The sequence below is a fragment of the Nocardioides sp. JS614 genome (assembly GCF_000015265.1).
Taxonomy (GTDB): domain Bacteria; phylum Actinomycetota; class Actinomycetes; order Propionibacteriales; family Nocardioidaceae; genus Nocardioides.
Map to the genome: position 1 here is coordinate 789,898 of NC_008699.1, position 25,783 is coordinate 815,680.

Sequence of the window (25,783 nt, forward strand, 5' to 3'; positions counted from 1 at the left end):
GTCCGACTCCGTCCTGGCGTCGGGTGATCTATCGGCCGGCAGGCGGCGGGCCTGAGGGGTTCCGGCGGCGCCGACCCGCGGCGAGCACCTCGGGGAGCTCGTCGACGCTGCGCGGGGTGCGGTGCTCGCCGCCGTGCTGGCCCTGCGCGCGGCGGCTGAGCACGAACGCCAGCACCTGCGCGACGGCGGCGAACAGCTCGGTCGGGATCTCCTGCCCGACCGTGGTGGAGGTGTAGAGCGCCCGTGCGAGCGGTACGTCGCGGACCAGTGGCACCCGCGCCTCGGTGGCCTTCTCGCGGATGGCGGCGGCGATCACCCCGGCACCTCGGGCGACGACCCGCGGGGCCCCGCGCTCGGGCTCGTAGCGCAGGGCGACCGCGACGTGGGTCGGGTTGACCAGCACGACGTCGGCGGTTGGCACGTCGGCCATCATCCGGTTGCGCGAGGCCGCGAGCTGGCGGGAGCGGATCGCGCCCTTCAGGAGCGGGTCGCCCTCGGACTGCTTGTGCTCCTGCTTCACCTCGTCCTTGGACATCCGGGTCTTCTTGCCCATCAGCTTGCGCTGGACCAGGTAGTCGGCGGCACCGAGCAGCACGCCTGCGACGGCGATGTTCCGGATCATCGAGAGCGCGTGCGACGCGAACTGGTCGAGGACCAGCGACATCGGCATGAGCCCGCCGATCAACGGCAGCATCGACTTCACGGCCAGCCACACCAGCAGCGCCACGATCCCGCTTCGGATCAGCATCTTGGTGCCCTCCCAGAGGGCGCGGGGACCGAAGATCCGCTTGAAGCCGGGGAGCGGGTTGAGCTTGGACAGCTTCGGCTTGACCGACTTGGTGGCGAGGAAGAAGCCGCCCTGACCCAGCGCCCCGGCGATCCCGACCACGGCGATCCCGGCACCCAGCACCACCAGGACCAGCAGCACGTGCCACAGGCCCTGGCCGAGCAGCTGTACGGCGATCTCCGCATCGGCATCGGCCGCCGAGGAGAACATGGTCGTCGTCAGCTCCCGGAGCTTGTCGATCTCGTGACCGAACAGGCGGGGGAGGAACATCGCGATCAGCAGCAGCGCGGACCAGGCCCCGATCTCCGGGCTCCGTGGGACCTGACCCTCCTTGCGGTTCTCCTTGTTGCGCTTGGCGGTCGGCTTCTCCGACTTCTCACCGGTCATCGGCCGATCACCCCGCTCCTGCGAGCGAGGACATCGCCTGGGTGCTGAGGTCGACGAGCCGGTCCACGGCCTGCGGGAGGACGGGGAACCATAGGCCGACCAGCAGCAGGGTCATGCCGACCTTGACGGGGAACATCACGTTGAAGGCGTTCAGCTGGGGGGCGACCTTCGTCAGCAGTGCCAGCCCGAGGTCGGAGAGGAACAGCACCGCGATCATCGGCAGCGCGATCTGGACCGCGGTCGTGAAGAACATCCCGAAGGCGGTGAGCAGGACGTCCGGCGCGGTCTGCCACTCCGGGGAGGTGCCGAGCGGGAGGAAGTGGAAGGTGCGCAGCAGCCCGCCGATCACCAGGAGGTGGCCACCGCTGGCGAACAGCAGCACCGTGGCCAGCATCTGGTGGAACTTGCCGAAGACCGTGTTGGCGTTCATCGACAGCGGGTCGAAGCCGGACGCGAGCGAGAAGCCGCCGAAGACGTCGATCAGGCTGCCGGCCGCGGCGATCGCGCCGAACAGCAGCTGGGTGACGAAGCCCATGGCGAGCCCGATGAGCACCTGGGTGCCGACGTTGAGGAGCAGGCCCACCGTCGAGAGCGGGATCGAGCCGCCGTCGGGGACCGCGGCGAAGGCGAGCCCGAGACCCAGCACGACCTTCGCCATCATCGGCACCGCCCGTCCCGAGAACGGCGGGACCACGGCGAGCCAGGAGACGATGCGGACCGAGGCGAGCAGGTAGGCCACGAGCGGCTCACCCGCCACGGTCAGGGTCATGGGTCGGCTCAGCCGAGCAGCGCGGGGATCCCCGCGAACAGGTCGTTGGTGAACGACACGAGGGTGTGCATCATCCAGTTGCCGGAGAGCAGCAGGGCGATCCCGACGCCGATCAGCTTCGGCACGAACGCGAGCGTGGCCTCCTGGATCTGGGTCAACGACTGGAACAGCGAGATCGCGAAGCCGATGACCAGCGAGGTCACCAGGATCGGGGCGGACAGCTTGAGCGCGACGACCAGGGTGCGCAGCGCGATCTCGATGATGGCGGTGTCGGACATGACGCGCTCCTAGCCGGTATAGCTCGCGACGAGCGACTTGATGACCAGGGCCCAGCCGTCGACGAGCACGAACAGCAAGAGCTTGAACGGCAGCGACACCATCACGGGCGGCATCATCATCATGCCGAGGGCCATCAGGGCGCCGCTGACCACGAGGTCGATGACGAGGAACGGGATGAAGATGATGAACCCGATGATGAAGGCCTGCTTGAGCTCGGTCAGCACGAACGCCGGGATCAGCGTCGCCGTGGACACGTCGGCCCGGTCCTCGGGCAGGTCGCGGCCGGCGACGTTGGTGAGCAGCATCAGCTCGTCGTCGTCGGTGTTGTCGAGCATGAAGTCGCGCAGCGGCTCGATGCCGTCCTGGATGGCGACCGAGGTCGTCTTGTCCCCGTTGAGGTAGGGCTGGAGCCCGACCTCGTTGATGTCGGACAGCACCGGGCCCATCACGAAGAGGCTGAGGAACAGTGCGAGACCCGCCAGCACCTGGTTCGGCGGCGTCTGCTGGAGCCCGAGCGCGTTGCGGGTCAGGCCGAGCACCACGAAGATCTTGGTGAACGCCGTGCAGCTGAGCAGGATCGCAGGCAGCAGCGAGATGAGCGTGAGGCCGATCAGCACCGTCACCGACGTGCTCGGGCTGTCGGTGAGACCGCCGAGGTCGACGGTCACACCGTTGCCGCCGGCAGGTCCGTCGGGGCCGTTGGGGCCGTTGGGGGCGGCGTACGCCCCGGGTGCCGCGGCCACGGCTCCCAGGGTGGCGCCGAGCGTGAGGACGACGAGCAGGAGGGCGCGCCGCAGGCGGGCGCTCACGAGCTCCGCCGGGTCGCCGCGGCCAGGGCCTGGCGCCACGTCGCGGCGCTGAGGACCGAGCCGGCGAGCGCACCGCCCGGCCGGGTGGCCGCGACCGGCTCGGACGCGGCAGGCCGGTCGGCGGGGCCGTCGGCGAGCGAGAGCACCTCGGCATCGCCGGTGTCGAGGTCCTCGGGGTCGAGCTCGGTCAACACCCGGACCTGGTGCTCGGTCGCGCCGAGCACGAGCAGCCGGCTGCCGACGGCGACCACGGAGACCGTCGAGCCCCGGGAGAGGTGGTGGCGGTGCAGGACCCGCACCATCGGGTCGCGGCCCCCGCGGAAGCGTCGCCCGCCGAACCGGGCGAGCAGCAGGAGCAGCCCGATCACCAGGGAGAGCGAGACCAGGAGGCGGACGGTGAGCTCGAGCATGTCAGCCGGCCGTGGAGTCGGTGACGATCTCGGTGATCCGGAGCCCGAAGTCCTCGTCGATGACGACGACCTCGCCCCGCGCGATCAGCCGGCCGTTGACCAGCAGGTCGGCCGGGCTGCCCGCCGCGCGGTCGAGCTCGAGGACGGCCCCGGGCGCCAGGTCGAGCAGCTCGCGCACCGTCATCCGGGCGCGGCCGATCTCGACCGTGACCTCCATGTCGACGCCGTGCAGCATCTCGATGCCGCGCCGGTCACCGGTCGGCGCCGCGGCCGAGGTGGTGGGCAGCGCAGGTGTGTCGTCGGCGGGGTGGGCGAGCAGCGCCTCGGGCACCAGGAGGGCGGCGACGACGTCGCTCCCCTCCAACGGGACGATGACGAACGGCTCGGCGATCTCGTCGACCACCGTGTCGGGATCGACCTGACGCGCGGCACCGGACCGGGCACCGAGAGCCGTGGCAGCGGCGTCCAGGCTGGGCTGCAGCGCGGCCGCGAGGTCCAGGTCTCCGATCGGGCTCGCCGCCAGTGCGGAGACCAGCTCCGGGCCCACCAGCACCGTGAGCCGGGCCGAGGTCCGCCCGTCGAGATCCGCGACCACAGCGCCCGCGAATCCCGCGTCGGCAGCCGCGTCCCCCGGTCGCGGCGCACCGGCGGTGAGGGGCTCTGCGGCCGGCAGCACTGCGATGGCGGCGGTCGCGGCGCTGACCGCCAGCTCGAGGTCGACGGTGGTCTGCACGGTGGTCATGCGTTCTCCTTCGGGGTGCCCACGATCAGGGCGGCGAGCCGGAATCCGCTGGTCCCGGGGGTGGCGTGCGCGAAACAGGTGCCGTCGACGACGACCTCGAGGGGGGCCGCGGCGGGGTGCCGGAGCCGGAGCGCGTCGCCGGGGCGCAGCGCGGCGAGCTCCATCGGGCTGAGCGTGGTCGGGCGCAGACTCACGGCGACCTCGACGGGCACCCGCTGGAACTGGTCGGCGAGCTCGGCGGCCGCCTGGGCGCGCTGGGCGCGCTCGCGCTCGGAGACGGGTGCGGGTGCCGCGGCGCGGAGCAGGTGGGGGAGCAGGCTCGAGAACGGCATGCACATCGTCATCCGGAACGTACGGTCGTTGATCCGCAGCTCCAGGCTGGCGGCCACCATCACGTCGGAGGCGCCGGCGACCTGGACGAACTGGGGGCTGTACTCCACCCCCTTGACGACCGGCTCGAAGGCGACGATCGAGGCCATCGAGTAGCGCAGCTCGCCGAGCAGGCGCTCGATCATGCCGCTCGCGACGCCGGCCTCGATCTCGGTCAGCGGCCGCTCCGGCTGCTCGAGGCGGCCGGGGCCGCCGAGCATGTGGTCCACGCAGGTCATCACCGCGAGCAGGGGGATCTCGAAGACGCCCCGGTCGAAGAGCGGCTCCGCGGAGAACGAGGTCAGGTACGTCGACGCGTCCAGCGAGTCGATGTACTCGGCGTACGTGCGCTGCTCGATCGAGGCCAGGCTGACCCCGCACACGGTCCGCAGCGACGAGGTGAAGACGGTCGTCGCCTGCCGGCAGAAGTCGTCGAAGGCCAGCTGCAGCATCCGCGAGTGCTCGCGGGAGAGCTGGATCGGACGCCGGAAGTCGTACGGCTGCGGGGTCGCGGAGGCGCGCCGGGCCCGCCGGTCCGCCGCGGGGGCGGCGCCGGGGTCCGTGACGGAAGCGTCGGAGGAGGCCACGATGACTCTCATCGGCCCGGCCGGCGCGTTCCTGAGGGATGTCTGCACCAGAAGTCCCGGCGACGATCTCCCACCTGGTGGTGGGTCAGCTCGCGCTCTCCGCGAGCGACCTGGTCCTGGGGGCACTGCCGGCCCCGGTCGTCGGGCTACTGCGTGACGAACTCCGTGAAGTAGACACCCATGACCTCGTCCTCGTAGGACTTCTCCAGCGTTGCCTCCAGGTCCTCCTTCAGCTCCTTGCGGTCCCTCGGGTTGGCGACCTCCTCGATCGTGCGCCCGCTGAACAGCTCGATGGTGGCGTCGAGGGCCTTGCTCCCGTCGACCTCCTCCGGTGCGCCCTCCACGAGCTGGAGGGCGATCCCGATCTTCAGGTAGTGGCCCGACGCCAGGTTGATCTGGGTGGACTCCAGCGGCAGGATCGCGCCCGGCTTCGGCCCCTCCTCCGCGGCGCCGCTCGGCTTCAGCACGAACCAGTACGCCGCGCCGGCGACCACGAGCAGCGCGACCACGATCAGCAGGAGCTTCTTCTTGCCCCCCTTCGCCTTCTTCTCACCGCCCTCTGCGGCCTGGTCGTCGTTCTTCTGCTTGCGCTTGATAGCGGTCACACTCATCCCTCTGCCCCCTGTCCGCCCGGTCGGGCGTCCAACACGTCGTCGATCAGCTGGGTGGCCTCGTAGCTGGTTTGCGGGAGGACGACGATGTCGACCCGCTTGTTGATCTCCTGCGAGCCGGGCGTGGCCGGGTCGACCAGCGGCCGCTCGTTGCCGAACGCCGAGAGCGACAGGCGCTTCTTCGGCACGTCGCCGTGCTCGTTGAGCCGGCGCAGCACGGTCACCGCGCGGGCTGCGGACAGGTCCCAGTCAGTGGCGAAGAACCGTGGCTTCACCGGCTCCTGGTTGGTGTGGCCGTCGATCCGCAGCGCGTTCGGCACGTCTCGGAGCACGCGGGAGAGCGTGTCGACGACCCGTTCGCCGCGCGCGCTCAGCTGGGCGATGTCCGGCTCGAACACGACATGTCGGGACACCAGGCTGACCACGAGGCCGCGGTCGTCGATGGTGGCCTGCACGTCCTTGGCGAGACCGGCCGCGCGCAGGGCCTTCATCAGCTGCTTGCGGACCGCCTCGAGCCGCTTGGCCTCGGCGGCGGCCTCGGCGTACTGCGCCTGGAGGCGCCGCCGCTCCTCGGCGGTGACCGCGGCCCGGACGAGCTGCTGCTGGTCGGCGGGCATCGCCTGGAACGCCTGGCTGCTGACGTAGTCCGGGCCGGTCTCGGCGAGGTTGTCCTCGAGCACGGACGTGCTGCCGGTCATGATCGAGCTCTCCGCGCCGAAGCCCTCCGCCAGTCCGGACTTGAGGGCGTTGTACTTCGCCTCGTCGACCTGGCTCATCGCGAACATCACGATGAACAGCACCATCAGCAGCGTGAGCATGTCGGCGTAGGTGACGAGCCACCGCTCGTGGTTGTCGTGCTCCGGCTCCTCCGGTGGCTTCTTGCGGCGCCGTGGTGGGGCGGTCATCAGGCGGCCTCCGCCTCGCGTTGGCCGACCGGGAGCAGCGAGCGCAGCCGCTGCGCGACGATGCGCGGGTTCGAGCCGGCCTGGACGGCGGCGACGCCCTCGATGACCAGCTCCATCTGCGCGGCCTCGAGCTCGCCCAGGCGGAGCAGTCGGGAGCCGAGGGGCAGGAAGATCAGGTTCGCGGACATGACGCCCCACAGGGTGGCGACGAACGCGCCGGCGATGAGGTGCCCGAGCTTCTCCGGCTCGGCGAGCTGCTCGAGCACGTGCACCAGGCCCATGACGGTGCCGACGATGCCGATGGTGGGGGCGTAGCCGCCCGCGGAGTTCCAGAACCGGGCCGCCTGCTTGGTCTCGGCCTTCTTCGCCTGGACCTCGGCCTCCAAGATGTCGCGGAGCTCCTCGGGGTCGGTGCCGTCGATCGCCATGGTCAGGGCCCGGGCGAGGAACGGGTCGTCGAGCCCGGCGACGGTGTCCTCGAGCGCGAGCAGGCCCTCGCGGCGAGCCTTGTCGGCGCAGGCGACGAGCTGCGGCACCAGCTGGGCGCTGTTGGGCGCGTGGCCGGTGAACGCGCGGACCAGGCCGCGCATGGCGAGCTTCGCGTCGGCCATCGTGCCGCCGGCCAGCGAGATCAGCAGCGTCACGCCGAACACGAGGAGGATCGGCGGGAGCAGCATGAGGGACATGGGGTTGCCGCCCTCGAGCATGTTCACCACCACGACGACGATGAACGCGACGAGGACCCCGATCAGGGTTGCCGGGTCCATCAGGCGTCAGCTCGGTTGATCCGGCTCAGGTGCGCCGCCGGGTGCTCGGTGACCGTGCCCAGCTTCGGGCGCTCCTGGGACCACGGTTCGATGTCGATGAACGAGCTCAGCGCGAGGACCTCGCCGCGGTAGTACCTGACCGCCGCGACCACTTCCTCGAGGGTGTCGATGACGACGTACTTCTTGCCGTCGACCAGGGTGACCACAGTGTCCGGCGTGGAGTCGACGCGCTCGATCAGGTCGGAGTTGAGCGCGAACACCGTTCCCGAGAGTCGCCTGAGTGTGATCATGTGTGCACCGTCCTTGGGCCGTTCCGAGCAGCCGTCCGTGGCGCTCGCAGTGTTTCCATCGGCGTCGGGCGCCCGGACCTGAGCGGTCCGGGCGCACCGCCGAGGGCTACCGCTTGATGTTGACGAGGTCCTCGAGGACCTGGTCGGAGGTCGTGATCACCCGCGAGCTCGCCTGGAAGCCGCGCTGGGCGAGGATCAGGTTGGTGAACTCGGCGGCCAGGTCGACGTTCGACATCTCCACGGAGCCGGGGCTCAACGCGCCGCGGCTGCCCTCTCCGGAGACGCCGAGCTCGGCCACCCCGGAGTTGGCCGTGGTGGTGAAGCTGGTCTCCCCGGCCCGGGCCAGACCCATCGGGTTGTTGAAGTTGGCGAGAGCGACCTGGGCGACGACGAGCTTGCTGCCGTCCTCGAAGGTCGCCGTGAGCTTGCCGTCCCGGCCGAGCTCGTACGACGAGAGCGCCAACGGCGGCGTCGCCCCGTTGTCCTCGGGCAGCACGATGTCGGTGAGCCCTCCCGTGTGCACCCCGGCCGCGTCGAACGTGGTGTAGCCCTGGACCCGCCCGCCGCCCGGCGAGACGAGGGTGCCGCTGTTGTCCCAGCTGAAGGCGCCGGCGCGGGTGTAGGTGGCCACGTTGCCGCGCATGACCACGAACATGCCGTCGCCGTTGATCATCAGGTCGGTGGGCCGTCCGGTGGTCTGGTTCGCGCCCTGGTTGAGGTTGGTGTTGGTCGCCGCCACCTGGACGCCGAGCCCGACCTGGATCGGGTTGGTGCCGCCCAGGCCGCCCCCGGCCGCGGATCCGGAGGTCAGCATCTGGGAGAGGGTGTCCTGGAAGACCGTCGAGCTGGACTTGAAGCCGATGGTGTTGGCGTTGGCGATGTTGTTGCCGGTGACGTCGAGCATGGTCTGGTTGACGCGCAGGCCGCTGATGCCGGCGAAGAGGGAGCGAAGCATGGGTGTCTCCTGGTGGTGGGTGGGGGGTCAGGCGTTGGTGGCGGGGGCCGAGCCGCCGGTGGTCGGGTCGGTGGCCGCGCCGCCCGTGGTCGGGTCGGTGCCGGGGGCCGAGGCGTTGACCGCCTGGACCTGGCCGAGGGTGACGTTCTGGCCGTCGACGACGAGCATCGGGCCGTTGGCGTCGTAGGTCACCGAACCGACCAGGCCGGACACCGCGGCGCCGTCCTGGTCCAGGTAGGTGACGTACCGGCCCACGAGCCCGCTGGCGCCGAACGAGATCTGGGTGGCGAGGAGGGCGGCGGTCTGGTCGGCCACGTCCTGCATCTTCTCCAGGGCGGTGAACTGGGCGTTCTGGGCGAGGAACTCGCCGGAGTCCGCAGGGTTCATCGGGTCGTGGTAGCGCAGCTGGGCGACCATCAGGTTCAGGAACATCTCCTTGTCGTCGCTCGCACTGGTGGCGGTCGACGGCTGGTACATCCCGGTGCTGGGGGTGACGGCCTCGGTTGCCGAAACGGACACGGGTACCTCCTCACATCGTCACGTCGAGGCCCGAGCGGGCCCCCGTGACCGTCGCAGGGCGACGCGACGGGGTCGTCGCGTCGGGGATGCCGTCCGTGGCGTTGCTGCTTCCTGGCCTGGTGCTCCGGCCGTGGCCGCCGGTGGCCTCGCCACCGTTGCGGTCGGCGCCGGTCCAGGCGCCGCCGGAGAGATCGGTGGACCACTGCGACCCGGCGCCCGGCTGCTGGGTGCCGGCCTGGCCCGAGGTGCCGGCCGAAGGCGCCGACGAGGCCACCGGCAGGCCGGTTCCGTCGCGGACCACGATCCGGGCGTCGCTGCGTCCGACCGCGTCCAGCAGCCGCTGCAGCTCGGGGGTGCCGTCCGCCAGCGCCCGGCGGGCCTCGGTGCCGGCGCTGAGGCTGACCTCGAGGCCGCCCTGCCGCTGGGTGAGCACCACACGGACCTCGCCGAGCGACTCGGGGTTCAGCCGGATGGTGACCCGCTGGGGGCCGTCACTGCTCGTGGTCAGCCGGACGACCTCCGGGAAGACCTGGTGGGCGACGGCGCTCGACGCGGTGCTGGCGGGTGCTCCCGCCGGCGCGGAGGTCGCGGCCACCGGCGCAGAGGCCGCGGCCAGCGGGGTGGCGGTCGCGGCGGTCGGGTTGACGCCCGCGGTCGACTGCGTGCGCGGACCGGTGTCGCTCGTGCCTCGGTCCGCGCGGGCGGCGAGAGCGCCCGGCTCGGCGAGCGGCGCGTCCGCGGCCGGGTCGCCCGGCAGAGCGGAGACCGGCGGCTCGGCCGGCAGCGATCGAGCCGGAGCCGGGGCGGCCGGAGCGGTGGCGGCCGGAGCGGTGGTCGCCGGAGCGGTGGTCGCCGGAGCGGTGGCCGCCGGAGCGGTGGCCGCCGGACCGGCCCCGGGGGAGGCGACGGGGAGGGCCGACGTGCTGCTCTCGGCTCCCACGCCCGTGATCGCATCCGCCGCAGCCACCGTCGGCCCCGAGGCTGGCCCGGACGACGATCGGGCAACGGTGATGGGGACCGGGATCGTCAGACCGGCCACGATCACTGGGACCAGGTTCGGGGCGAGGCCCGGCACCAGGTCCGGGTCGATCGCTGCGGCCGTCTCGTCGGTGGGCTCCGAGGCCGACGCGTCGTCGGCGGCGTCGGCGGGCGTCCCGTGACCGCCGGCAGCGGTGCTCGCTCCGACCGGCTGTGGCACAGGGCCCGCGTCGAGGAGGGCCTGGACCAGGGCGAGGAAGGCGTCCCCGGTCGTGCCGTCGGCGGTGGACCCGGGTGCACCGGGGATGTTCGGGTCGGCGACAGCTACGGGCGGCGGGCCGATCGGGGTGGTGGTCATGCGGCGGCTCCCAGCATCGACATCACGGAACGGACGTAGTTCTTGGTCTCGGGGTAGGGCGGGACCCCGCCGTACCGGAGCACGGCCCCCGGGCCGGCGTTGTAGGCGGCGAGCGCGAGCGGCGTGCTCCCGAAGCGGTCGAGCAGGCTGCTGAGCAGCCGGGCGGCGCCGTCGACAGCCTGGGTCGGGTCGTAGGGGTTGTCGACCCCGAGCCCGGAGGCGGTGCCGGGCATCAGCTGCATCAGCCCTTGCGCGCCGGCCGGGCTGGTGGCGCGCGGGTTGTAGCCGGACTCCTGGCGGGCGACGGCGGACAGCAGCGCGGGGCTGACGCCGTACTTCTGGGCGGCGGACTCGAACAGGGACGCGTACGGCGTCCCGGGCGCCAGGCGGGCCGCGGCGCCGGCCGCCACCGGGCCGGCGACGACGCCCCCGGCCGGGGTGACCGGTGCGATCGCGCCGGCGTCGGGGACCACCCGCCGGATCGCGGTCGGCGTCTCGTAGACCGGGCCGATCCGCACGTCCAGCCCGGGCCGGGGTGCCTCGATCATCTGGTTGTCGCCCACGTAGATGCCGACATGGTGGACCGGAGAGCCGAAGGCGAGGATGTCGCCGGGCTGTGCGTTGGCGAGGCCGCCGCTCACGGGTCGACCGGCCTCGGCCTGCTGATAGGAGACGCGGGGCAGCTCGTAGCCGAGGTCCCGGTAGGCGCGCTGCACGAGGCCCGAGCAGTCCAGGCCCTTCGCAGGGTCGGTGCCGCCCCACACGTAGGGGACGCCGAGGTACTTCTTCGCTGCCGCGACGACGGCATCCCCGCTCGCCGTGCCGGGCGTGCCGAGGGCTCCGGCAGCGCTGGACGGGGCGACCTGGCGCATCGAGGTCGCGAACGCGGCCGAGGTGGCGGTGCTGGTCGCCGGTGGCGACAGCAGGGCCAGCTGGGACTGGATCTGGCTGATCCGCGAGGTGACGTCGGTGATGCTCATACGGCGTCCGGATGTTCAGCGGCCTGGGCGCGCAGCCAGAGGTCCTGACCGATGGCGTCCAGCTCGCGGTTCTCCCGGCGCCGGCGCTCCTCGCGGACGGCGGCGGCGCGGCGGGCGATGAGCGACTCCACCGCCGCGAGCCGGCTGCGGTCCTCGATCCACCGGCTGCGGGCAGCGAGCGTGAGCTGGTGCGCCGAGGCGTAGGCGGTGCGCGCCTCGGAGAGGGCCAGCACGAGCGCCTCGAGCCGATGCTGACGGGCGCGGAACGCGACGAGGTCGGAGACCCCGACCTCCGGGGTCTCGGAGACCTGCTCCTCGAGCGCCCGCACCTGGGCGGCGGCGGCGTTCTCCTCGATCAGGGCGGTCGCGAGCCCGAGCCGGCTGTCGCGCTCGCGCAGGCTGCGCAGCCGGACCAGGCCGCGCAGGCTCGTCTGGGTGGATCGACTCATGTCGTCACCAGCTCGTGCAGGGCGGACCAGGTGTCCGCGGTGGGCGTCACGTCGGACATGTCCTGACGCAGGAAGTCGTTGATCCTCGGCATCAGCGCCAACGCGTCGTCGGCGTCGGCGTCGCTGCCCGCGACGTACGCCCCGATCTCGACCAGCTCGCGCACCGAGCGGTAGGCGGCGAGCAGCCGGCGCAGTCGGATGCCGTCCGCCCGGCCCGAGGGCTCGATGATCGCCGAGGCGACCCGCGAGATCGACTCGAGCACGTCGATGCTGGGGAAATGGCCCGAGGTCGCCAGGTCGCGGGACAGCACGACGTGGCCGTCGAGGATCGACCGGGCGGAGTCGCCGATCGGGTCCTGCAGGTCGTCGCCCTCCACCAGGACGGTGTAGAGCCCGGTGATGCTGCCCTCGGGTGAGGTGCCGGCCCGCTCGAGGAGGCGGGGCAGCAGCGCGAACACGCTCGGCGGGAAGCCGCGGGTCGCAGGCGGTTCCCCCGCCGAGAGACCGATCTCGCGTTGGGCGAGCGCCACCCGCGTGAGGCTGTCCATCATCAAGACGACGTGCCGGCCGGAGTCGCGGAACCACTCCGCGATGCGGGTGGCCACGAACGCGGCGCGCAGGCGGACGACGGGAGGCTCGTCGGAGGTGGCGACCACGACGATGGACCGGCGCAGGCCCGCTGGGCCGAGGTCGTTCTCGAGGAACTCCCGGACCTCGCGGCCCCGCTCCCCGATCAGCGCGATGACGGAGATCTCGGCGTCGGTGCCGCGGGCGATCATCGAGAGCAGGCTCGACTTGCCGACGCCCGATCCGGCCATGATCCCGAGCCGCTGGCCGCGGCCGCAGGAGATCAGCGCGTCCATGGCGCGTACGCCGAGGCCGAGCTGCTGGTCGATGCGCGGGCGGCTGAGCGCGGCCGGCGGGAGGTTGTCCACCACCACCGTCGGGAGGTCGTCGAGTGCCGGGCCGTCGTCCATCGGCCGGCCCAGACCGTCGAGGACCCGCCCGCGCAGCGCCTCGCCGACCGGGATGCGCAGCCCCTCGCCGTGGTTGACGACGTGGTCGCCGACGCGCAGGCCGGTGGTGTCTCCCAGCGGCAGGCAGGTCAACATCCCGTCGCCGCTGGCGACCACCTCGACCGGCACCGGGCCGGTCAGGCCCTGGACCTCCAGCAGGTCGCCGAGCGCGGCGCTCACGCCGGACACGGTCACCCGCAGGCCGAGCAGGCCGACGACCCGGCCCAGGACGAGCGGCCGGACGGCGAGCCGGGCCTGGCGCTCGTGGTCCGCGGTGAGGACACTCATCGGGGCCCCCGCGAAGTTGTTCGGGGGAGCGCAGCGGAGGAGAGGAACTTCGTGGGGTGATTCATCGGGGCCCCCGCGAAGTTGTTCGGGGGAGCGCAGCGGAGGAGAGGAACTTCGTGGGGTGACTCTTCGTGGGGTGATTCATCGGAGCACCTCCCGCAACCGCTCCAGGGCGGAGGTCACGCACAGGTCGACGGCCGCCCGGTCCGTCTCGACCACGGCATCGCCGGGACCGAGGTGGGGGTCGACGACCAGTCGCACGCCGTGCTCCACGAGGAGACCGGCGGTGCTCGAGGCTGCGGTGGTCGCTGCCACCCGGACGGTGGCCCCGCTGTCGTCCGGCAGCGCGGCCAGCACGCGGGTGATGACCGCGGCTCCGGGGTCGGCCGCGACCGAGAGCTCGTGTACGACCAGCTCCCGGGTCAGCTCGAAGGCGAGCTCGGTGGCCTGGTCGGCGATCCGGGCGGTGGCCTCCCGGGTGGCCGTGCGGAGCCCGGCGGCGGCGTCGGCGAGCGCGGCGATCGCGGCCCGGTGCTCGCGCTCGCGCCGTTCCTCCTCGTCGGAGTGTCGCTGCTCGGCGGCGGCCTCGGCCTCCGAGGCGCGGACCAGCGCCTCGCGCCGGCCCTCGGCCCAGCCCACGGCGTAGCCCTGCGAGCGCGCGGCGACGTGGGTGCGTTCGGCCAGGCCGCCGAGCGCGGCCTCGGTCACCGGGTCGCCGAGCACCGCGGCGTCGCCGAGCCGGGTCCAGACGCCGGTGCGCAGGTCGGGCCGCGCGGGCGCGCGGTACTGGGGCATCTCGTCAGGAGACGAACTCATCGTCGCTCCCGCCGCGGTTGATGATGATCTGGCCCTGTTCCTCCAGCTGGCGGATCCGCCGGATGATCGACTGCTGCGCCTCCTCGACCTGGGCGAGGCGGACCGCGCCGAGCAGGTCGACCTCCTCCAGCAGCGTCTCGGCGGCGCGGCTGGACAGATTCGAGGTGATCTTGGCGCGGACGGCGTCGCTGACGCCCTTGAGGGCGAGGGCGAGCTCGGCCTGGTCGACCTGACGGACGACGAGCTGCACCGAGCGGTCGTCGAGCTTGACGATGTCCTCGAACATGAACATCCGGCTGCGGACCTCGTCGGCGAGCTCGGCGTCGAGCGCCTCGAGCCCTTCGACGATCTGGCGCTCGGTGACCCGGTCGGAGCGGTTGATGATGCTCACGAGCGGGTCGACGCCGCCGACCCGCGACATCTCGGCCGGCTGCAGCACCGAGGACAGCTTGCGCTCGAGGGTGGTCTCGACGGCGTGGATGATCTCGGGGGAGGTCCGGTCCATGACCGCGATCCGGTGCGCGACCTCGGCCTGCAGGTTCGACGGCAGCCCGGAGAGCACGAGCGAGGCCTTCTCGGCAGTCATGTGGGCGAGTACCAGCGCGATGACCTGGGGGTGCTCGTCGGCGATGAACGTGCGCAGCTGCGAGGGGTCGGCCCGGTGCAGGAACTGGAAGGGCATCTGGACGGCTGCCGCCTGGAGCCGCTCGATGATCTCGCCCGCCCGTTCCGCGCCGAGCGACTGCTCGAGCATCGTGCGGGCGAAGGCCAGGCCGCCGCGCGCGATGTTGGCGCGGGCGCCGGCCATCGTGCGGAACTCGGTGAGAGCGGCCGCGCTCTCGGCGGGGTCGACGTACTCGAGTCGGGCGATCTCGGCAGAGATCGCCTCCACCTCGGCGTCGGAGAGGTGGCTGAGCACGGACGCGGCGTGGTCCTTGCCGAGCTGGATCAGGACGACCGCGGCCTTGCGCACGCCGGCGGCCGTCAGGTTCATCGTGTTCATCGCCATCAGGGACGCTCCACCAGCCAGCCGCGCAGCAGGGCGGCGACGTCCTCGGGCTGGCCGTCGGCGAGATCGGCGAGCTCACGCCGCATCTCGTCGCCGGCGCGGTCGGCGCTCTCGAGGGCTTCGAGGGCGGGGCTGTTCTGGATCGCGACCGCGGCCGCGGCCTGGCGCTCGGCCGCGTCGTTGCGCAGCTGCTCGACGAGGTAGGTCGTGGTCTTCTCGCGACGCTTCGACTTCTTGCGCGAGCGCAGCCAGGCGATCAGCAGGACCGCGAGGATCGCGACCGCGATGCCGGCGTTGCGGGCGAGGTCCCACATCCGCTGGGTCTTGGCGGCCTTCGTCGCGGCGGCGAGCTCCGCGGCGGCGGCCTTGTCGGCGGTCCGGTCGAACGGCATCGTCGTGACCTGCACCGTGTCGCCGCGGTCGGGGTTGATGCCGACGGTGGCCGCGATCAGGTCTTGCACGTCGGTGGGGTTCACGGTCTGCGCGGCGGTGGTGTCGAGCACCACGCCCACGTGGAGGGTGTTGATGCTGCCGGGCGCCGTCTCGCGGTGCTCGATGGTCTTCTCGACCGCGTTGTCCGAGGTCGTCGACTCCTTGACGTAGGACGACTTGCCGCCGGCGCCGGTCGCGCCGAAGCTGTCCATCTGCCCGTCGGGGCCGACCACGCCGCTGCTGCTGGAGCCGCCGGCCGGACCGTCGTACTTCTCGGTGCTCGTGCTCGACGACAGGGCCGGCACCTTGTTGCTCTTGCCGTAGGTCGTCGACTCGGAGACCGACTTGTCGAAGTCGAGGTCTGCGGTCACCTGGACGGTCGAGTTGCCCGGGCCGAGGACCCGGTCGAGCATGCTCTGGATCCGCTGGCTGGTCTGCTGCTGGAAGCTCGTGACCTGCTGGTCGCGCGTGCTGGCACCCAGGGCGCCGGCGTCGCTGGAGGAGAGCACCTTGCCGGAGGAGTCCGCGACCGTCACGTTGTCGGGGTCGAGACCGTCGATGCTCGAGGCGACCAGGTGCACGATCGCCTGGACCTGCTCGGCGTTGAACGTGGTCCCGGCAGCGGTGTCGATGAGCACCGAGGCGGTCGGCGGGTCCTGCTGGTCGCTGAACACCTTGGCCGGCGGCAGCGCCAGGTGGACGACGGCGGTGGTGACGCCGTCGACCGCCTCGATGGTCGAGGCGAGCTCGCCCTCCATCGCGCGCTTGAAGTCGGTCTGCTCCTGGAACTCCGAGGTCGAGATGTCCTGGTTGTCCAGCAGGGAGTAGCCCTGGCCGCTGCTCTGCTCGGGGAGGCCCTGGCCGCTGAGCGAGATCCGGGTCGCGTACACGGAGTCGCGCGGCACCATCACGGTCGAGCCGCCATTGGCCAGCTTGTACGGCGTGCCCTGCGAGTCGAGCTCGTCGACGATCGCCGAGGCGTCCGACGCGGCCAGGTTGCTGTAGAGCGGTGCGTAGTCCGGGGTGGACACCCACCGGAAGACCATGAACGCGGCGAGCAGGATCGCCGCCGTACCGATCACGGACACGACCTGCTGGCCGAGGGTGAACGAGGTGAACGTGGTCCGCAGGTTGGCGAGGCTGCGGTTCAGCTTCTGCTTCATCAGTGCGTCATCCGATCGGCATCCGCATGATCTCGTTGAACGCCTCGAGCGCGCGGTTGCGCACGGCGACGGTCAGCTGGGTGGTGACCGAGGCCTCGGTCGCGGCGATGGTGTAGTCGTGGATGTCGTTGAGGTCACCGGTCGCGGCCTGGACGGCGAGCCGGTCCGACTTGTCCTGGACGGCCTCGAGCCGGTCCAGCCCGTCGATGACCATGTCCCCGAACGCCGCGCCGGCCTGCGAGCTCCCGCGGACCGGGTCGGTCGGGTTGAGCTGCGGCGCGACGTACGGCGTGAAGCCGATGCCCTCGATCCCGTTGACGCTCATCAGGCACGCCCGATCTGGAGGGCCGCGGTGTAGGTCTCCTGCGCCTGCTTGGTGACCTGCACCGAGGCCTGGAAGCCGCGCTGGGCCATCACCAGCTGGGTCATCTGCGTGGACATGTCCATGTCGGGCGCCCGCACGTAGCCGTCCGCGTCGGCCATCGGGTTGCCCGGGTCCGAGACGAGGCGGCCCTGCGGGTCGCTCTGCGCGAGGCCGGCGACCTCGACGCCGCCGCCGACAGCGGAGCGCACGATCAGCATCTGCGCCTGGAAGGCGTTCTGGCTGGTCGGCGTGACGGTGTTGACGTTCGCGATGTTCGAGGCGAGCGTGTCGAGCCAGGTCTGGTGCACTCCCATCGACGAGCCGGCGATGGTGAGGGTGTCGAACGCGCCCATCAGGCGACGCCCGCAGCCGTCTTGATCAGCGCGAAGCGGTCGGTGGTCGCCCGGGTCAGGATCTGGTACTGGAACTGGGACTGGACCGCGGCCAGGGTCTCCTTGCGCAGGTCCACGTTGTTGCCGTTGGCGCCGACCGGCGTGTCCGTGGCCAGCAGCTCGCCGGGCGCTGCGCCGGCCGGGTCGCCCGCGGCGATGGCCGCGCGGAGGCTGGTCTCGAAGTCGACGCTGCTCGCCCGGTATCCCGGCGTGTCGACGTTCGCGATGTTGTCTGCGGTGACCCGCTGACGCAGGGCGATCCCGTCGAGCGCGGCGTTGAGGACGCTGCTGACAGGATCAGAGATCGCGAACGGCATGCCTGCCTCCGGAGAGAGGGGGTCGTTGCCGTTCCTTCGGCGGGGGCGAGCGGTCCTTGCTCGACTGGACCTTCGGCCCCCGGCCGCCGGACTTGAGGGAAACCGACGATCGAGTCCGGAATTGGTTACGCCGGTTGTCGCGGTGGTCTAGATGCCCCGCGCCGAGCCGGGGTTGCGGGACCGGTCAGGCGTCGATGTCGAGGTACACCGGGTAGCCGTGGCCGCGGCCGGTGGCGCGGTCCACGCGCTCGGCGAACCGGTGCTGGCGACCGACCGTCCCGGCCGCCTGCCTGAGCTGAGCCTCCACCTGCGCCTGCCGGTCCCGGAGAGCCAGGGCGCGCTCGACGAGGTCGGCCGGGATCGGCCCGAAGAGGGTCGGCTCGTCCCACGGGTCGTGGGTGAGCCGGTCCGTCCTGGCCGGGTCGGCCAGCATCCGCTCCGCGAGCAGCACGTCGAGCTCGAGGCGGTCCAGCGCGGTCTCCCAGTGGAGGTGCTCGCCGCCGTCGGACCCGGGAGCGGTGGCCCGGTCCGCGAAGGCCTCGGTACTCATGTCGGGGTGCTCATGCCGACTCAGCGACCAGCCCGAGGGCGGCGTCGCGCCAGGTGTCGCGCAGCGTCGAGACGATGTCGAGGCAGAAGTCGGTGACCCGGAGGTTCTTGCCGATGTTGGCCTTGACCAGCTCGCTGTGCAGGTAGTCGTAGAGCGCGGCCAGGTTGCTCGCACCGTCCCACGCGCTCACGTCGAGGCTGGCGTTCAGCTCGAGCACGATCTCCTGCGCGTGCAGCAGCGGCTCGTGGGCCTTGCTCGGCTCGCCGTTGCGCAGCGCATCGGACGCGCGCTGCAGGTCGACCGCGAGCCGCTCGTAGAGCATCACCAGCAGCTGTTGTGGCGACGCCGTCGCAACGGTCGCGGCGAGGTAGGCCTCACGGGGGTTCTGGGGCGCGTTCATCGGTGTTCCTTCCCTGGTCACGATGAGTAGGTGGGTAGCGACGCGATCTGGCCGGCCAGCCAGTTGCCCTGGCTCTGCAGATTCGACAGCGCGGTCTCGAGCGCGGTGTAGGTGCGCTGGAGCGAGGCGCGGCGGATCTCCAGCCGGTCGTCCCAGTCGGCGATGCTCTTGGTGAGCCGGTCGACGGTCGTGGTGTGGCCGGTGATGGCGCTGGTGATGGTTCCGGTGTAGCTATCGGTGGCCGCCTTCGCGACCGAGTCGACGCGGGCCGCCCAGCCGTCCGTGGCCGGGGGCGTCGCGCTCGTGAACTTGGCGGCGACCCCGGCGGGGTCGGCGGCGTACGCCGTGGCGAACTTGTCGGCGTCGAAGACGAGCTTGCCGTAGCGGTCGGTCTGGATGCCGTACTGCGCGAGCGAGGTGGTGCCGTCGCCGAACACGGTGTTGAGCAATGCGCTGCGCAGGCTGCGGGCCGTGGAGTCACCAGCCAGGATGCCGGCGGCCGTGGTGCTGGTCTTGGTCGCGGTCTGGGTGTCGATGCTGGTGAGCAGCGAGTTCACCTGGTCGACGAGCGCCTTGACCGAGCTCTTCACGCTCGAGGAGTCCTGGGCGACCGAGATCGTCGAGGTGTCGCCGTTCTTCGCCGTCGAGGCGAGCGTGACGCTCACGCCCGGGACGAGGTCGGTGAAGGTGTTGGTCTTCGACGAGGCCGGGATCCCGCCGATCGTCAGCTGCGCGTCCTGGCCGAGGTCGGTCGTGGCCGTGCCCAGGCTGACGTTGCTCAGGCTGATCGCGGACCCGGCGCCGGTGGTGTCGGCGGTGAGCAGCAGCCGGTAGGTGTTGGTGCCGGTCCGGACGGTCGTCGCGGTCACGCCGGCCTTCGCGGCGTTGATGCCGGCCGCGAGATCCGTGAGCGTACCCGTGCCGGCGTTGATCGTGTGCGTCGTGCCGTCGGCGGCGGTGAGGACCACCGGGTCGCCAGCCACCGTCAGCACGTTGGCGTCGAGCGCGACGTCCGCGCTGTAGCTCGTCTGGGCGCTCTTCGCGACCTGGCCGACGACGACCGTGAACGACGACGGGGACGCACTCGCGGTGGCGGACGCGGTGACGGTGGAGCTGGTCGAGGTGGCCTTGAGCGTCTGCCAGGCCTCGGGCTTGGCGAGCTTGGCCGCGTTGCTGGCCAGCAGGGCGGCGTCGGTGTTGAGCTGTCGCAGCGCCCTGATGACGTTGTTCTCGACGGTCTGCTGGTCCCTGAGCTTGTTCTGGGGGACCGCCTCCAGCTGCATGAGCTGGTTGATGATGCTCGCGGTGTCGAGGCCGCTGGCGAGGCCGCTGATGCTGCTGGTGGCCACGGGCTCCTCCTGTTCGGTCGACGTCGGAGCCGGCCGGCCCCGGTTGCCCCCGGGAGAGCGGGGTGGCGCTCTCCCGGGGGTCGGGTGTTGCTCCGGTGGGTCAGCCTCCGGCCGACCCACCGGTCAGATCACCGCAGCAGCTGCAGCACGCCCTGCGGGGCCTGGTTCGCCTGGGCGAGCATCGCGGTGCCGGCCTGCGACAGGATCTGGCTCCGCGTGAACTGCATCATCTCGGCAGCCATGTCGGTGTCCCGGATCCGGCTCTCGGAGGCCGAGAGGTTCTCCTGGGTCACGCTCAGGTTGTTGATGGTGTGCTCGAACCGGTTCTGCATCGCACCGAGCTTCGCACGCGCGGTGGACACGCCCTTGATCGCGGTGTCGATCGCGTTCGTCGCGGCCTTGGCGTTGGCGGCGCTGTCGAGCACCAGGGCACCGACGCCGAGGTCGGTCGAGCTGAAGCCCGCGTTGGCGCCCGGAGCGGCGTCGACGTGGGCGCCGGCCAGACCGGCACCGGACACGGTGATCGCACCCGGGAGACCGTCCTTCGACGTGACGACCAGGCCACCCTTGTCGTCGACCGACGCGGTGTAGTTGGTCTTGAAGTTGGCGTCCGCGTTCAGCTGGGTGGCGATGTTGTTGGCGTCGGTCGAGGCGACGAGCACGCCGGTCGTGGTCGCGACACCGTTGTGGGTGAAGGTCGCGGCCGCCGCCGTGGTCGACGCCGCACCGTTGGCCCACGTCGACTTCGCGCCGCCGGTGCCGGTCGAGGTGATGTCCACCGCGATCGAGTCCGTGGCCCCGGTGCCGTAGCCGACCTGGAAGTTCTTGCCGATGTAGTTGCCGTCCAGGAGGGAGACGTTGTTGAACGTCGTCGACGTCGCGATCCGGTCCAGCTCGTCCACGAGAGCGTCGTTCTCGGACTGGATGGCTGCCCGCGAGCTCACGTCGTTGCTGTCGTTGGCGGCCTGCACCGACAGGTCGCGCATGCGCTGCAGGATCGAGTGGGTCTCGGTCAGCGCACCTTCAGCGGTCTGGACGACGCTGACGCCGTCCTGGGCGTTGCGGACCGCGACCTTGATGCCGCCGACCTGCGAGCGCAGGCCCTCGGAGATCGCGAGGCCGGCGGCGTCGTCGGCCGCACGGTTGATCCGGTAACCGCTGGACAGCTTCTCCAGCGACTTGCTCATCTGGCCCTGGGTGACCGACAGGTTGCGGTAGGAGTTGAGGGCGTCGATGTTCTGGTTGATGCGGAGACTCATGATGATTTCCTTCCTGGAATGCGAGTCGGTTGGGAACCCGTCCGTGGGTTCCGTCACGACCTTCTTCGGCAGATCCAGGAACGGCCTGAGGCGGTCGGGCCAGGAATTTCGGGAATTTTCCTGACCCGCCGCCTCAGGGATGGAGGTCACGCCGAGCATGGCGGCTACGCCGAGACGTTCACCGACTCGTTCGCCACCTCGGCGTCGATGACGACCCGGCGCAGGCCGGCGGTGTGCCGGGCAGCGACGGCCGCGAAGTAGGACTCCCGGCGCCTCGTAGCGGCACCGTTCGGCCGGCTGGGCGCCGGCAGCAGGTCCGGGTCCAGCTCGTGGTTGAGGGCGTCGCGCAGCAGGACCAGTGCTTCCGCGCGCAACTGCGAGATCCGTGACTCGGTGACGCCGAGGGTGGCCGCGATCTCGGCCATCGGCCGTTCGTTGAGGAAGTACTGCTCGACGACCAGGCGCAGCCGGTCGGGCAGCTCGGCCACCGCCTCGGTCAGGTACGTCAGCCGCTCACCGTGCTCGAGCGCCCCCTGGGGGTCGGGCGCATTGCCGACCAGGGTGTCGCCGATGCCGTCGTCCTCGGAGGCGTCCAAGGAGAGCACCTGGGCGCGGGCGATGTCGTCGTCGTTGCCGGTGACCTCGTCGACGCTCAGCCCGGCCGTGTCGGCCACCTCGGCCTGGGTGGCCGGCCGGCCGAGCACGGTCGCGAGCCGGGACCGGGTCGCGTCGAGCTCCCGGGCCCGGCGCCGCACCGACCGGGAGGCCCAGTCGGTGCGGCGCAGCTCGTCGACGACCGCGCCGCGGACGCGGGTAGCGGCGTAGCGGTTGAACGGCACCCCGCGCTCGGCGTCGAACGCCTGCGCGGCTTGCACGAGCGCCAGCAGCCCGGCGGAGGTCAGGTCGTCGCGATCCACGTGCGCGGGGACCCGCGACATGGTCTCGCGGACGATGTGTCCGACCAGGGCGGTGTGCTGGAGGATCAGCGCCTCGAGTTCAGGCGTCACGGTGTGCGCGTTCACATGACGCAGTCTCCCATTACCGGCGGGTAGTTGACGCGTGACGAAAGTCCCGACCTCATAGCCGAAGTGGGCCATCCCGGGCAAGAGCGACACGCCGAGAATCTGGGTGGATTCCGTCCGCAAAGCTCGATCCGAGCGCCGGCGCGAAGTCCGCAGAACCCCTCAGCATGGGCTCGCGGTGTCCGATGAGAAGGGTCGGATGCAACCCCCCACCTGACAGGAGCGGCATCGTGGAGAAGCTGACGTGGGTCCTCTGGAAGGAGCGCGAGCTCCTGGAGGGTCTGCTCTTCCGGCTCGAGACGGAGGCGCTGGTGATGTCCAGCGGGCGTACCCGATGGCTACCGGCCGCGGCTCGCGACGTCGAGGAGGCGGCCCGGCAGGTCCGGGAGATGGAGCTGTTGCGTGCCGTGGCGGCCGACGAGGCCGCGGCCGGTGTCGGGCTCGAGCCGAACCCGAGCCTGCGCGCCTTGGTCGCGGCCGCCGACGAGCCGTGGGCCTCGATCCTGGCCGAGCACCGCGAGGCGTTCTCGGTCCTCAGCGACGAGATCGTCCGCGCCGCGGACGTCAACCGCAGCCTGATCTCCGCCGGTCTCCGGGCCGCGCACGAGACGCTGCTGGACCTCGACACCAGCGTGACGACGTACACCGCCGCCGGCGCGGTCGCCGTCGGAGCCGGAGTGCCGTCCTTCGTCGACCGGAGCCTGTGACGTGGCGGGCTCCTTCTCCTCGATCAACACCGCGCTGACCGCGCTGCGCTACCAGCAGGTCGCGCTCGACGTCGCGAGCACCAACGTCGCGAACGTCGGCACCGACGGCTACGTGCGTCGCCGAGTGGTCGGCGAGACGCTCGGCGCCGCGAGCTCCCCGGCCGTCTGGTCGCGTTCGTTGGAGACCGGCAGCGGTGTGCAGGCGGCCCGGGTCGACCGGATGACCGACGCGCTCCTCGACAGTCGGGTGCGCCGCGAGCACGGTCGACAGACCTACCTCGACAGCCGGGCCGAGGCCCTGGCCCGGGTGGAGACCGGGCTCGCCGAGCCCGGCCCCTCGGGCGTCGCTGCGGCCCTGTCCGACCTGCGTGCCACCCTCAACGACCTCGGCAACGCCCCGGGCAGCGATGCGGCCCGCAGCCAGGCGCTCTCCGCCGCGGCGAGCGTCGTCGACACCGTCCGCCTCCAGGCGGCGCACCTCTCGGACGAGGCGTCCGACCAGCGCTCGCACCTGCTCGCCTCGGTGGTCGAGGCCAACTCGGTGGCGACCGAGCTGGCCGCCACGAACCGGACCATCGCCGCGGCCCTGGGCGGTGGCTCCGACACCACGACGCTGATGGACGAGCGCGACGCGCTCGCCCTCCGGCTCGCCGAGCTCACCGGTGCCAGGGGCACCGTCCGCGCCGACGGGAGCATGTACGTCGAGCTGGGCGGCCAGGCCCTCGTCGACGGCAACTCGGCTGCACAGCTGGTCGTGACCGGCGGTGTCGCGGCCGATGGCTCGGCCACCGGCGGTCCCGTCACGTTCGACCTCGACCCGGACACCACCGGCGCGACGACGGCGCTGACGGGCACACCCGGCGGCGACCTCGGTGCCACCATCAACGTGCTCGACGACGTGCTGCCGTCGTACATCTCCGGACTCGCGGCCGTCGCCAAGGACCTCGCCGATCACGTGAACGCCCAGCATCAGCTGGGCTACGACGCCAACGGCGTGGCCGGCGGCAAGCTCTTCGACTACGACCCGACGGACGTGCTCGGCACCTTCGACGTCGTGATCACGGATGCTTCGAAGCTGGCCGTCTCCGCGCTGCCCGGCGGGGTCAAGGACGGCAACAACGCCACCGCCCTGGCTGCGGCCGTCGACGTCGACGACCAGTACCAGCGCCTGGTGAACGGCTTCGGCAGCACGGTCGCGTCGGCGCGGCAGATGGCCAAGAACCAGCAGGCGCTCACCGACCAGGTCGACTCCGCCCGCGAGCAGCTCACGGGGGTCAGCCTCGACGAGGAGACGGTGAACATGGTCGCGGCCCAGCGAGCGTACGAGGCGGCCGCCAGGGTGATGACCACCCTGGACTCGGTCCTCGACACGCTGATCAACCGGACCGGGCTGGTGCGCTGATGGGCACCGTACGGATGACCCAGGGCATGATGAGCCGGCAGGCACTCACCGGCATGCAGGCCGGGCTGAACCGGCTCGCCAACGTGCAGGAGCAGCTCAGCACCGGCCGGGTCATCAACCGGCCGTCCGACGACCCCACCGGCGCGACGTCCGCGATGCGCCTGCGGTCTTCGGTCTCGGACCAGAAGCAGTACGTGCGCAACGCGGACAACGGGCTGGGGTGGCTCAACCAGATCGACTCAACGCTCTCGAGCATCACCGACCAGGTGCGCCGTGCCCACGAGGTCGCGCTGCAGGGTGCCAACACCGGCTCCTTGGGCGCGGAGGCACGCGAGGCGCTGGCGATCGAGATCGACCAGATCCGTTCGGGGCTCGTCTCGACCGCGAACGCGACGTACCTCGAGCGTCCGGTCTTCGGTGGCGTCACCGCCGGGAGCGCGGCCTACGCGGAGGACCCGGTGACCGGCGCCGTCACGTACCTGCCAGGCGCTCTCACCACGGGCGAGGGCGTGGTGCGCGTCGTGGGCGCAGGCGCGAAGGTGCGGGTCGACGTCGAAGGGCCCGATGTCTTCGGGCCGGACGGTGACTCGGTCTTCGACCACCTGACCGCCCTCGCCGCAGCGCTGCGAGCGGGTGATGCGGCGGCGATCACCGCGTCCGCCGGGATCCTCGACGCGGACACGAGGAAGGTCACGAACGTCCAGGCCGACATCGGCGTCCGCACCAAGCGGGTCGAGCAGGCCCGCACGGCGGCCAACGATGCCGACCTGCGGCTCACCTCGTCGCTGTCCGAGGTCGAGAACACCGACATGGTCAAGGCGACCGTCGACCTGCAGCTGCAGGAGGTCGCCTACCAGGCGGCGCTGTCCGCGACCGCCCGGGTCATGCAGCCCAGCCTGTTGGACTTCCTCCGATGACCGCCGGTGCCATGATGGCCGTGATGCCTCCCGACGAGACCGACCTCCCCGTGATCGAGCTGGCGCGACCCATGCTCGGCTTCCCCGAGAAGCAACGCTTCGCGCTCGTGCGCCTCGACGAGGCCGGCGACCTGTGTCGGCTCACCTCGGTCGAGGAGCCCGAGCTGAGCTTCCTGGTCGTGCCGCCGGGCCGGTTCTTCCCCGACTACGCCCCCGCCGTGGACGACGACGTGCTCGACGAGCTGGAGATCCGGTCCGCCGAGGACGTGCTGCTCCTGGTCGTGCTCAACCCCGGCACGTCGCTCGCGTCGACCACTGCGAACCTCGCCGCGCCGGTGCTGGTGAACCCCGCCAAGCGGCGCGGTGGCCAGATCGTGCTGGACGACACCGACCTGCCGCTCGCCGCGCCACTGGTCTCGTGACCCTCGG

32 protein-coding genes are annotated in these 25,783 nt (G+C 71.6%); 4 read left to right on the plus strand and 28 right to left on the minus strand.

From position 1 onward, the window contains the following. Nucleotides 1–28 precede the first annotated feature (28 nt). From NOCA_RS05160 to NOCA_RS05295, 28 genes are all read right to left on the minus strand, one after another. The gene (locus NOCA_RS05160) at nt 29–1,174 is read right to left on the minus strand and encodes an EscU/YscU/HrcU family type III secretion system export apparatus switch protein (RefSeq protein ID WP_011754214.1); all 1,146 of its coding nucleotides are present in this window, start codon (nt 1,172–1,174) and stop codon (nt 29–31) included. A gap of 7 nt (nt 1,175–1,181) precedes the next feature. Then, on the minus strand, nt 1,182–1,943 hold the full coding sequence (locus tag NOCA_RS05165; RefSeq protein ID WP_011754215.1) for a flagellar biosynthetic protein FliR: 762 nt from the start codon (nt 1,941–1,943) through the stop codon (nt 1,182–1,184). A gap of 8 nt (nt 1,944–1,951) precedes the next feature. Continuing rightward, the gene (gene fliQ, locus NOCA_RS05170; protein WP_011754216.1) at nt 1,952–2,221 is read right to left on the minus strand and encodes a flagellar biosynthesis protein FliQ; all 270 of its coding nucleotides are present in this window, start codon (nt 2,219–2,221) and stop codon (nt 1,952–1,954) included. A gap of 9 nt (nt 2,222–2,230) precedes the next feature. After that, nucleotides 2,231–3,031, minus strand: a complete 801-nt coding sequence (gene fliP / locus NOCA_RS05175) for a flagellar type III secretion system pore protein FliP (RefSeq protein ID WP_011754217.1) — start codon at nt 3,029–3,031, stop codon at nt 2,231–2,233. Further along, entirely contained in the window at nt 3,028–3,441 is a 414-nt protein-coding gene (locus tag NOCA_RS05180; RefSeq protein WP_011754218.1) for a flagellar biosynthetic protein FliO, read from the minus strand. Before NOCA_RS05180 ends, fliP begins: the two co-directional genes overlap by 4 nt. Before the next feature lies 1 nt (nt 3,442). After that, on the minus strand, nt 3,443–4,183 hold the full coding sequence (gene fliN, locus NOCA_RS05185) for a flagellar motor switch protein FliN (RefSeq protein ID WP_011754219.1): 741 nt from the start codon (nt 4,181–4,183) through the stop codon (nt 3,443–3,445). Then, nucleotides 4,180–5,139 (minus strand): flagellar motor switch protein FliM, encoded by a 960-nt coding sequence (locus tag NOCA_RS05190; RefSeq protein ID WP_238383420.1) that lies wholly within the window; start codon nt 5,137–5,139, stop codon nt 4,180–4,182. Before NOCA_RS05190 ends, fliN begins: the two co-directional genes overlap by 4 nt. A gap of 146 nt (nt 5,140–5,285) precedes the next feature. Then, nucleotides 5,286–5,750 (minus strand): flagellar basal body-associated FliL family protein, encoded by a 465-nt coding sequence (locus NOCA_RS05195; protein WP_011754221.1) that lies wholly within the window; start codon nt 5,748–5,750, stop codon nt 5,286–5,288. After that, on the minus strand, nt 5,747–6,655 hold the full coding sequence (locus NOCA_RS05200; protein ID WP_011754222.1) for an OmpA/MotB family protein: 909 nt from the start codon (nt 6,653–6,655) through the stop codon (nt 5,747–5,749). Before NOCA_RS05200 ends, NOCA_RS05195 begins: the two co-directional genes overlap by 4 nt. Then, nucleotides 6,655–7,422, minus strand: coding sequence for a motility protein A (locus NOCA_RS05205; RefSeq protein WP_011754223.1), 768 nt, complete (start codon nt 7,420–7,422; stop codon nt 6,655–6,657). Before NOCA_RS05205 ends, NOCA_RS05200 begins: the two co-directional genes overlap by 1 nt. After that, on the minus strand, nt 7,422–7,712 hold the full coding sequence (locus NOCA_RS05210; RefSeq protein WP_011754224.1) for a flagellar FlbD family protein: 291 nt from the start codon (nt 7,710–7,712) through the stop codon (nt 7,422–7,424). Before NOCA_RS05210 ends, NOCA_RS05205 begins: the two co-directional genes overlap by 1 nt. A 106-nt stretch (nt 7,713–7,818) precedes the next feature. Next, the gene (locus NOCA_RS05215) at nt 7,819–8,667 is read right to left on the minus strand and encodes a flagellar hook-basal body complex protein (RefSeq protein WP_011754225.1); all 849 of its coding nucleotides are present in this window, start codon (nt 8,665–8,667) and stop codon (nt 7,819–7,821) included. Nucleotides 8,668–8,694: 27 nt separating this feature from the next. After that, the gene (locus tag NOCA_RS28410) at nt 8,695–9,186 is read right to left on the minus strand and encodes a flagellar hook assembly protein FlgD (RefSeq protein ID WP_011754226.1); all 492 of its coding nucleotides are present in this window, start codon (nt 9,184–9,186) and stop codon (nt 8,695–8,697) included. Nucleotides 9,187–9,196: 10 nt separating this feature from the next. Next, the gene (fliK, locus tag NOCA_RS05225; protein WP_011754227.1) at nt 9,197–10,522 is read right to left on the minus strand and encodes a flagellar hook-length control protein FliK; all 1,326 of its coding nucleotides are present in this window, start codon (nt 10,520–10,522) and stop codon (nt 9,197–9,199) included. Then, nucleotides 10,519–11,502 carry a transglycosylase SLT domain-containing protein gene (locus NOCA_RS05230; protein WP_041546229.1) on the minus strand — a complete coding sequence of 328 codons (984 nt, stop codon included), beginning with the start codon at nt 11,500–11,502 and terminating at the stop codon, nt 10,519–10,521. The genes fliK and NOCA_RS05230 overlap by 4 nt, the downstream gene beginning before the upstream one ends. After that, on the minus strand, nt 11,499–11,951 hold the full coding sequence (locus tag NOCA_RS05235; RefSeq protein ID WP_011754229.1) for a flagellar FliJ family protein: 453 nt from the start codon (nt 11,949–11,951) through the stop codon (nt 11,499–11,501). The genes NOCA_RS05230 and NOCA_RS05235 overlap by 4 nt, the downstream gene beginning before the upstream one ends. Next, on the minus strand, nt 11,948–13,255 hold the full coding sequence (locus NOCA_RS05240; RefSeq protein WP_011754230.1) for a FliI/YscN family ATPase: 1,308 nt from the start codon (nt 13,253–13,255) through the stop codon (nt 11,948–11,950). Before NOCA_RS05240 ends, NOCA_RS05235 begins: the two co-directional genes overlap by 4 nt. A 141-nt stretch (nt 13,256–13,396) precedes the next feature. Next, entirely contained in the window at nt 13,397–14,050 is a 654-nt protein-coding gene (locus NOCA_RS05245; protein WP_041546231.1) for a FliH/SctL family protein, read from the minus strand. Nucleotides 14,051–14,054: 4 nt separating this feature from the next. Further along, the gene (gene fliG, locus NOCA_RS05250) at nt 14,055–15,080 is read right to left on the minus strand and encodes a flagellar motor switch protein FliG (RefSeq protein ID WP_011754232.1); all 1,026 of its coding nucleotides are present in this window, start codon (nt 15,078–15,080) and stop codon (nt 14,055–14,057) included. Next, nucleotides 15,080–16,675, minus strand: coding sequence for a flagellar basal-body MS-ring/collar protein FliF (fliF, locus tag NOCA_RS05255; protein WP_011754233.1), 1,596 nt, complete (start codon nt 16,673–16,675; stop codon nt 15,080–15,082). The genes fliG and fliF overlap by 1 nt, the downstream gene beginning before the upstream one ends. 7 nt (nt 16,676–16,682) lie before the next feature. Further along, nucleotides 16,683–17,000 (minus strand): flagellar hook-basal body complex protein FliE, encoded by a 318-nt coding sequence (gene fliE / locus NOCA_RS05260; RefSeq protein WP_011754234.1) that lies wholly within the window; start codon nt 16,998–17,000, stop codon nt 16,683–16,685. Further along, complete coding sequence (locus tag NOCA_RS05265) at nt 17,000–17,392, minus strand: flagellar basal body rod protein FlgC (RefSeq protein ID WP_011754235.1); 393 nt, start codon at nt 17,390–17,392, stop codon at nt 17,000–17,002. Before NOCA_RS05265 ends, fliE begins: the two co-directional genes overlap by 1 nt. Continuing rightward, nucleotides 17,392–17,748: a flagellar basal body rod protein FlgB gene (locus tag NOCA_RS05270; protein ID WP_011754236.1), complete on the minus strand. Its 357-nt coding sequence runs from the start codon at nt 17,746–17,748 to the stop codon at nt 17,392–17,394. The genes NOCA_RS05265 and NOCA_RS05270 overlap by 1 nt, the downstream gene beginning before the upstream one ends. Nucleotides 17,749–17,932: 184 nt before the next feature. After that, entirely contained in the window at nt 17,933–18,298 is a 366-nt protein-coding gene (locus NOCA_RS25485; protein ID WP_011754237.1) for a hypothetical protein, read from the minus strand. 10 nt (nt 18,299–18,308) lie between these two features. Next, a complete protein-coding gene (fliS, locus tag NOCA_RS05280; RefSeq protein WP_011754238.1) occupies nt 18,309–18,698 on the minus strand; it encodes a flagellar export chaperone FliS in 390 nt (129 codons plus the stop codon). Nucleotides 18,699–18,715: 17 nt separating this feature from the next. Then, nucleotides 18,716–20,047 carry a flagellar filament capping protein FliD gene (gene fliD, locus NOCA_RS05285; protein ID WP_011754239.1) on the minus strand — a complete coding sequence of 444 codons (1,332 nt, stop codon included), beginning with the start codon at nt 20,045–20,047 and terminating at the stop codon, nt 18,716–18,718. Nucleotides 20,048–20,175: 128 nt separating this feature from the next. Beyond that, nucleotides 20,176–21,306: a flagellin N-terminal helical domain-containing protein gene (locus NOCA_RS28415; protein WP_011754240.1), complete on the minus strand. Its 1,131-nt coding sequence runs from the start codon at nt 21,304–21,306 to the stop codon at nt 20,176–20,178. A 164-nt stretch (nt 21,307–21,470) separates the two neighbouring features. After that, nucleotides 21,471–22,328: a sigma-70 family RNA polymerase sigma factor gene (locus tag NOCA_RS05295; protein ID WP_011754241.1), complete on the minus strand. Its 858-nt coding sequence runs from the start codon at nt 22,326–22,328 to the stop codon at nt 21,471–21,473. Nucleotides 22,329–22,558: 230 nt separating this feature from the next. On the opposite strand from NOCA_RS05295, the gene flgN reads away from it, so the two are divergent. The 4 genes from flgN to fliW are packed head-to-tail and all read left to right on the plus strand — an operon-like array spanning nt 22,559 to nt 25,776. Further along, the gene (gene flgN / locus NOCA_RS05300) at nt 22,559–23,035 is read left to right on the plus strand and encodes a flagellar export chaperone FlgN (RefSeq protein WP_197687641.1); all 477 of its coding nucleotides are present in this window, start codon (nt 22,559–22,561) and stop codon (nt 23,033–23,035) included. A 1-nt stretch (nt 23,036) separates the two neighbouring features. Continuing rightward, entirely contained in the window at nt 23,037–24,437 is a 1,401-nt protein-coding gene (flgK, locus tag NOCA_RS05305) for a flagellar hook-associated protein FlgK (RefSeq protein WP_011754243.1), read from the plus strand. Beyond that, the gene (gene flgL, locus NOCA_RS05310) at nt 24,437–25,354 is read left to right on the plus strand and encodes a flagellar hook-associated protein FlgL (RefSeq protein ID WP_011754244.1); all 918 of its coding nucleotides are present in this window, start codon (nt 24,437–24,439) and stop codon (nt 25,352–25,354) included. Before flgK ends, flgL begins: the two co-directional genes overlap by 1 nt. Then, nucleotides 25,351–25,776, plus strand: coding sequence for a flagellar assembly protein FliW (gene fliW, locus NOCA_RS05315; protein ID WP_140403809.1), 426 nt, complete (start codon nt 25,351–25,353; stop codon nt 25,774–25,776). Before flgL ends, fliW begins: the two co-directional genes overlap by 4 nt. Nucleotides 25,777–25,783: the final 7 nt, after the last annotated feature.

Excerpts from the sequence above, each read along its gene's own strand:
- NOCA_RS05160 (WP_011754214.1), bottom strand. The coding sequence starts at position 1,174 with ATGACCGGTGAGAAGTCGGAGAAGCCGACCGCCAAGCGCAACAAGGAG.
- NOCA_RS05165 (WP_011754215.1), bottom strand. The coding sequence starts at position 1,943 with ATGACCCTGACCGTGGCGGGTGAGCCGCTCGTGGCCTACCTGCTCGCC.
- fliQ (WP_011754216.1), bottom strand. The coding sequence starts at position 2,221 with ATGTCCGACACCGCCATCATCGAGATCGCGCTGCGCACCCTGGTCGTC.
- NOCA_RS05180 (WP_011754218.1), bottom strand. The coding sequence starts at position 3,441 with ATGCTCGAGCTCACCGTCCGCCTCCTGGTCTCGCTCTCCCTGGTGATC.
- fliN (WP_011754219.1), bottom strand. The coding sequence starts at position 4,183 with ATGACCACCGTGCAGACCACCGTCGACCTCGAGCTGGCGGTCAGCGCC.
- NOCA_RS05195 (WP_011754221.1), bottom strand. The coding sequence starts at position 5,750 with ATGAGTGTGACCGCTATCAAGCGCAAGCAGAAGAACGACGACCAGGCC.
- NOCA_RS05200 (WP_011754222.1), bottom strand. The coding sequence starts at position 6,655 with ATGACCGCCCCACCACGGCGCCGCAAGAAGCCACCGGAGGAGCCGGAG.
- NOCA_RS05205 (WP_011754223.1), bottom strand. The coding sequence starts at position 7,422 with ATGGACCCGGCAACCCTGATCGGGGTCCTCGTCGCGTTCATCGTCGTC.
- NOCA_RS05210 (WP_011754224.1), bottom strand. The coding sequence starts at position 7,712 with ATGATCACACTCAGGCGACTCTCGGGAACGGTGTTCGCGCTCAACTCC.
- NOCA_RS05215 (WP_011754225.1), bottom strand. The coding sequence starts at position 8,667 with ATGCTTCGCTCCCTCTTCGCCGGCATCAGCGGCCTGCGCGTCAACCAG.
- fliK (WP_011754227.1), bottom strand. The coding sequence starts at position 10,522 with ATGACCACCACCCCGATCGGCCCGCCGCCCGTAGCTGTCGCCGACCCG.
- NOCA_RS05230 (WP_041546229.1), bottom strand. The coding sequence starts at position 11,502 with ATGAGCATCACCGACGTCACCTCGCGGATCAGCCAGATCCAGTCCCAG.
- NOCA_RS05235 (WP_011754229.1), bottom strand. The coding sequence starts at position 11,951 with ATGAGTCGATCCACCCAGACGAGCCTGCGCGGCCTGGTCCGGCTGCGC.
- NOCA_RS05240 (WP_011754230.1), bottom strand. The coding sequence starts at position 13,255 with ATGAGTGTCCTCACCGCGGACCACGAGCGCCAGGCCCGGCTCGCCGTC.
- NOCA_RS05245 (WP_041546231.1), bottom strand. The coding sequence starts at position 14,050 with ATGCCCCAGTACCGCGCGCCCGCGCGGCCCGACCTGCGCACCGGCGTC.
- fliG (WP_011754232.1), bottom strand. The coding sequence starts at position 15,080 with ATGGCGATGAACACGATGAACCTGACGGCCGCCGGCGTGCGCAAGGCC.
- fliF (WP_011754233.1), bottom strand. The coding sequence starts at position 16,675 with ATGAAGCAGAAGCTGAACCGCAGCCTCGCCAACCTGCGGACCACGTTC.
- fliE (WP_011754234.1), bottom strand. The coding sequence starts at position 17,000 with ATGAGCGTCAACGGGATCGAGGGCATCGGCTTCACGCCGTACGTCGCG.
- NOCA_RS05265 (WP_011754235.1), bottom strand. The coding sequence starts at position 17,392 with ATGGGCGCGTTCGACACCCTCACCATCGCCGGCTCGTCGATGGGAGTG.
- NOCA_RS05270 (WP_011754236.1), bottom strand. The coding sequence starts at position 17,748 with ATGCCGTTCGCGATCTCTGATCCTGTCAGCAGCGTCCTCAACGCCGCG.
- NOCA_RS25485 (WP_011754237.1), bottom strand. The coding sequence starts at position 18,298 with ATGAGTACCGAGGCCTTCGCGGACCGGGCCACCGCTCCCGGGTCCGAC.
- fliS (WP_011754238.1), bottom strand. The coding sequence starts at position 18,698 with ATGAACGCGCCCCAGAACCCCCGTGAGGCCTACCTCGCCGCGACCGTT.
- NOCA_RS28415 (WP_011754240.1), bottom strand. The coding sequence starts at position 21,306 with ATGAGTCTCCGCATCAACCAGAACATCGACGCCCTCAACTCCTACCGC.
- flgL (WP_011754244.1), top strand. The coding sequence starts at position 24,437 with ATGGGCACCGTACGGATGACCCAGGGCATGATGAGCCGGCAGGCACTC.
- fliW (WP_140403809.1), top strand. The coding sequence starts at position 25,351 with ATGACCGCCGGTGCCATGATGGCCGTGATGCCTCCCGACGAGACCGAC.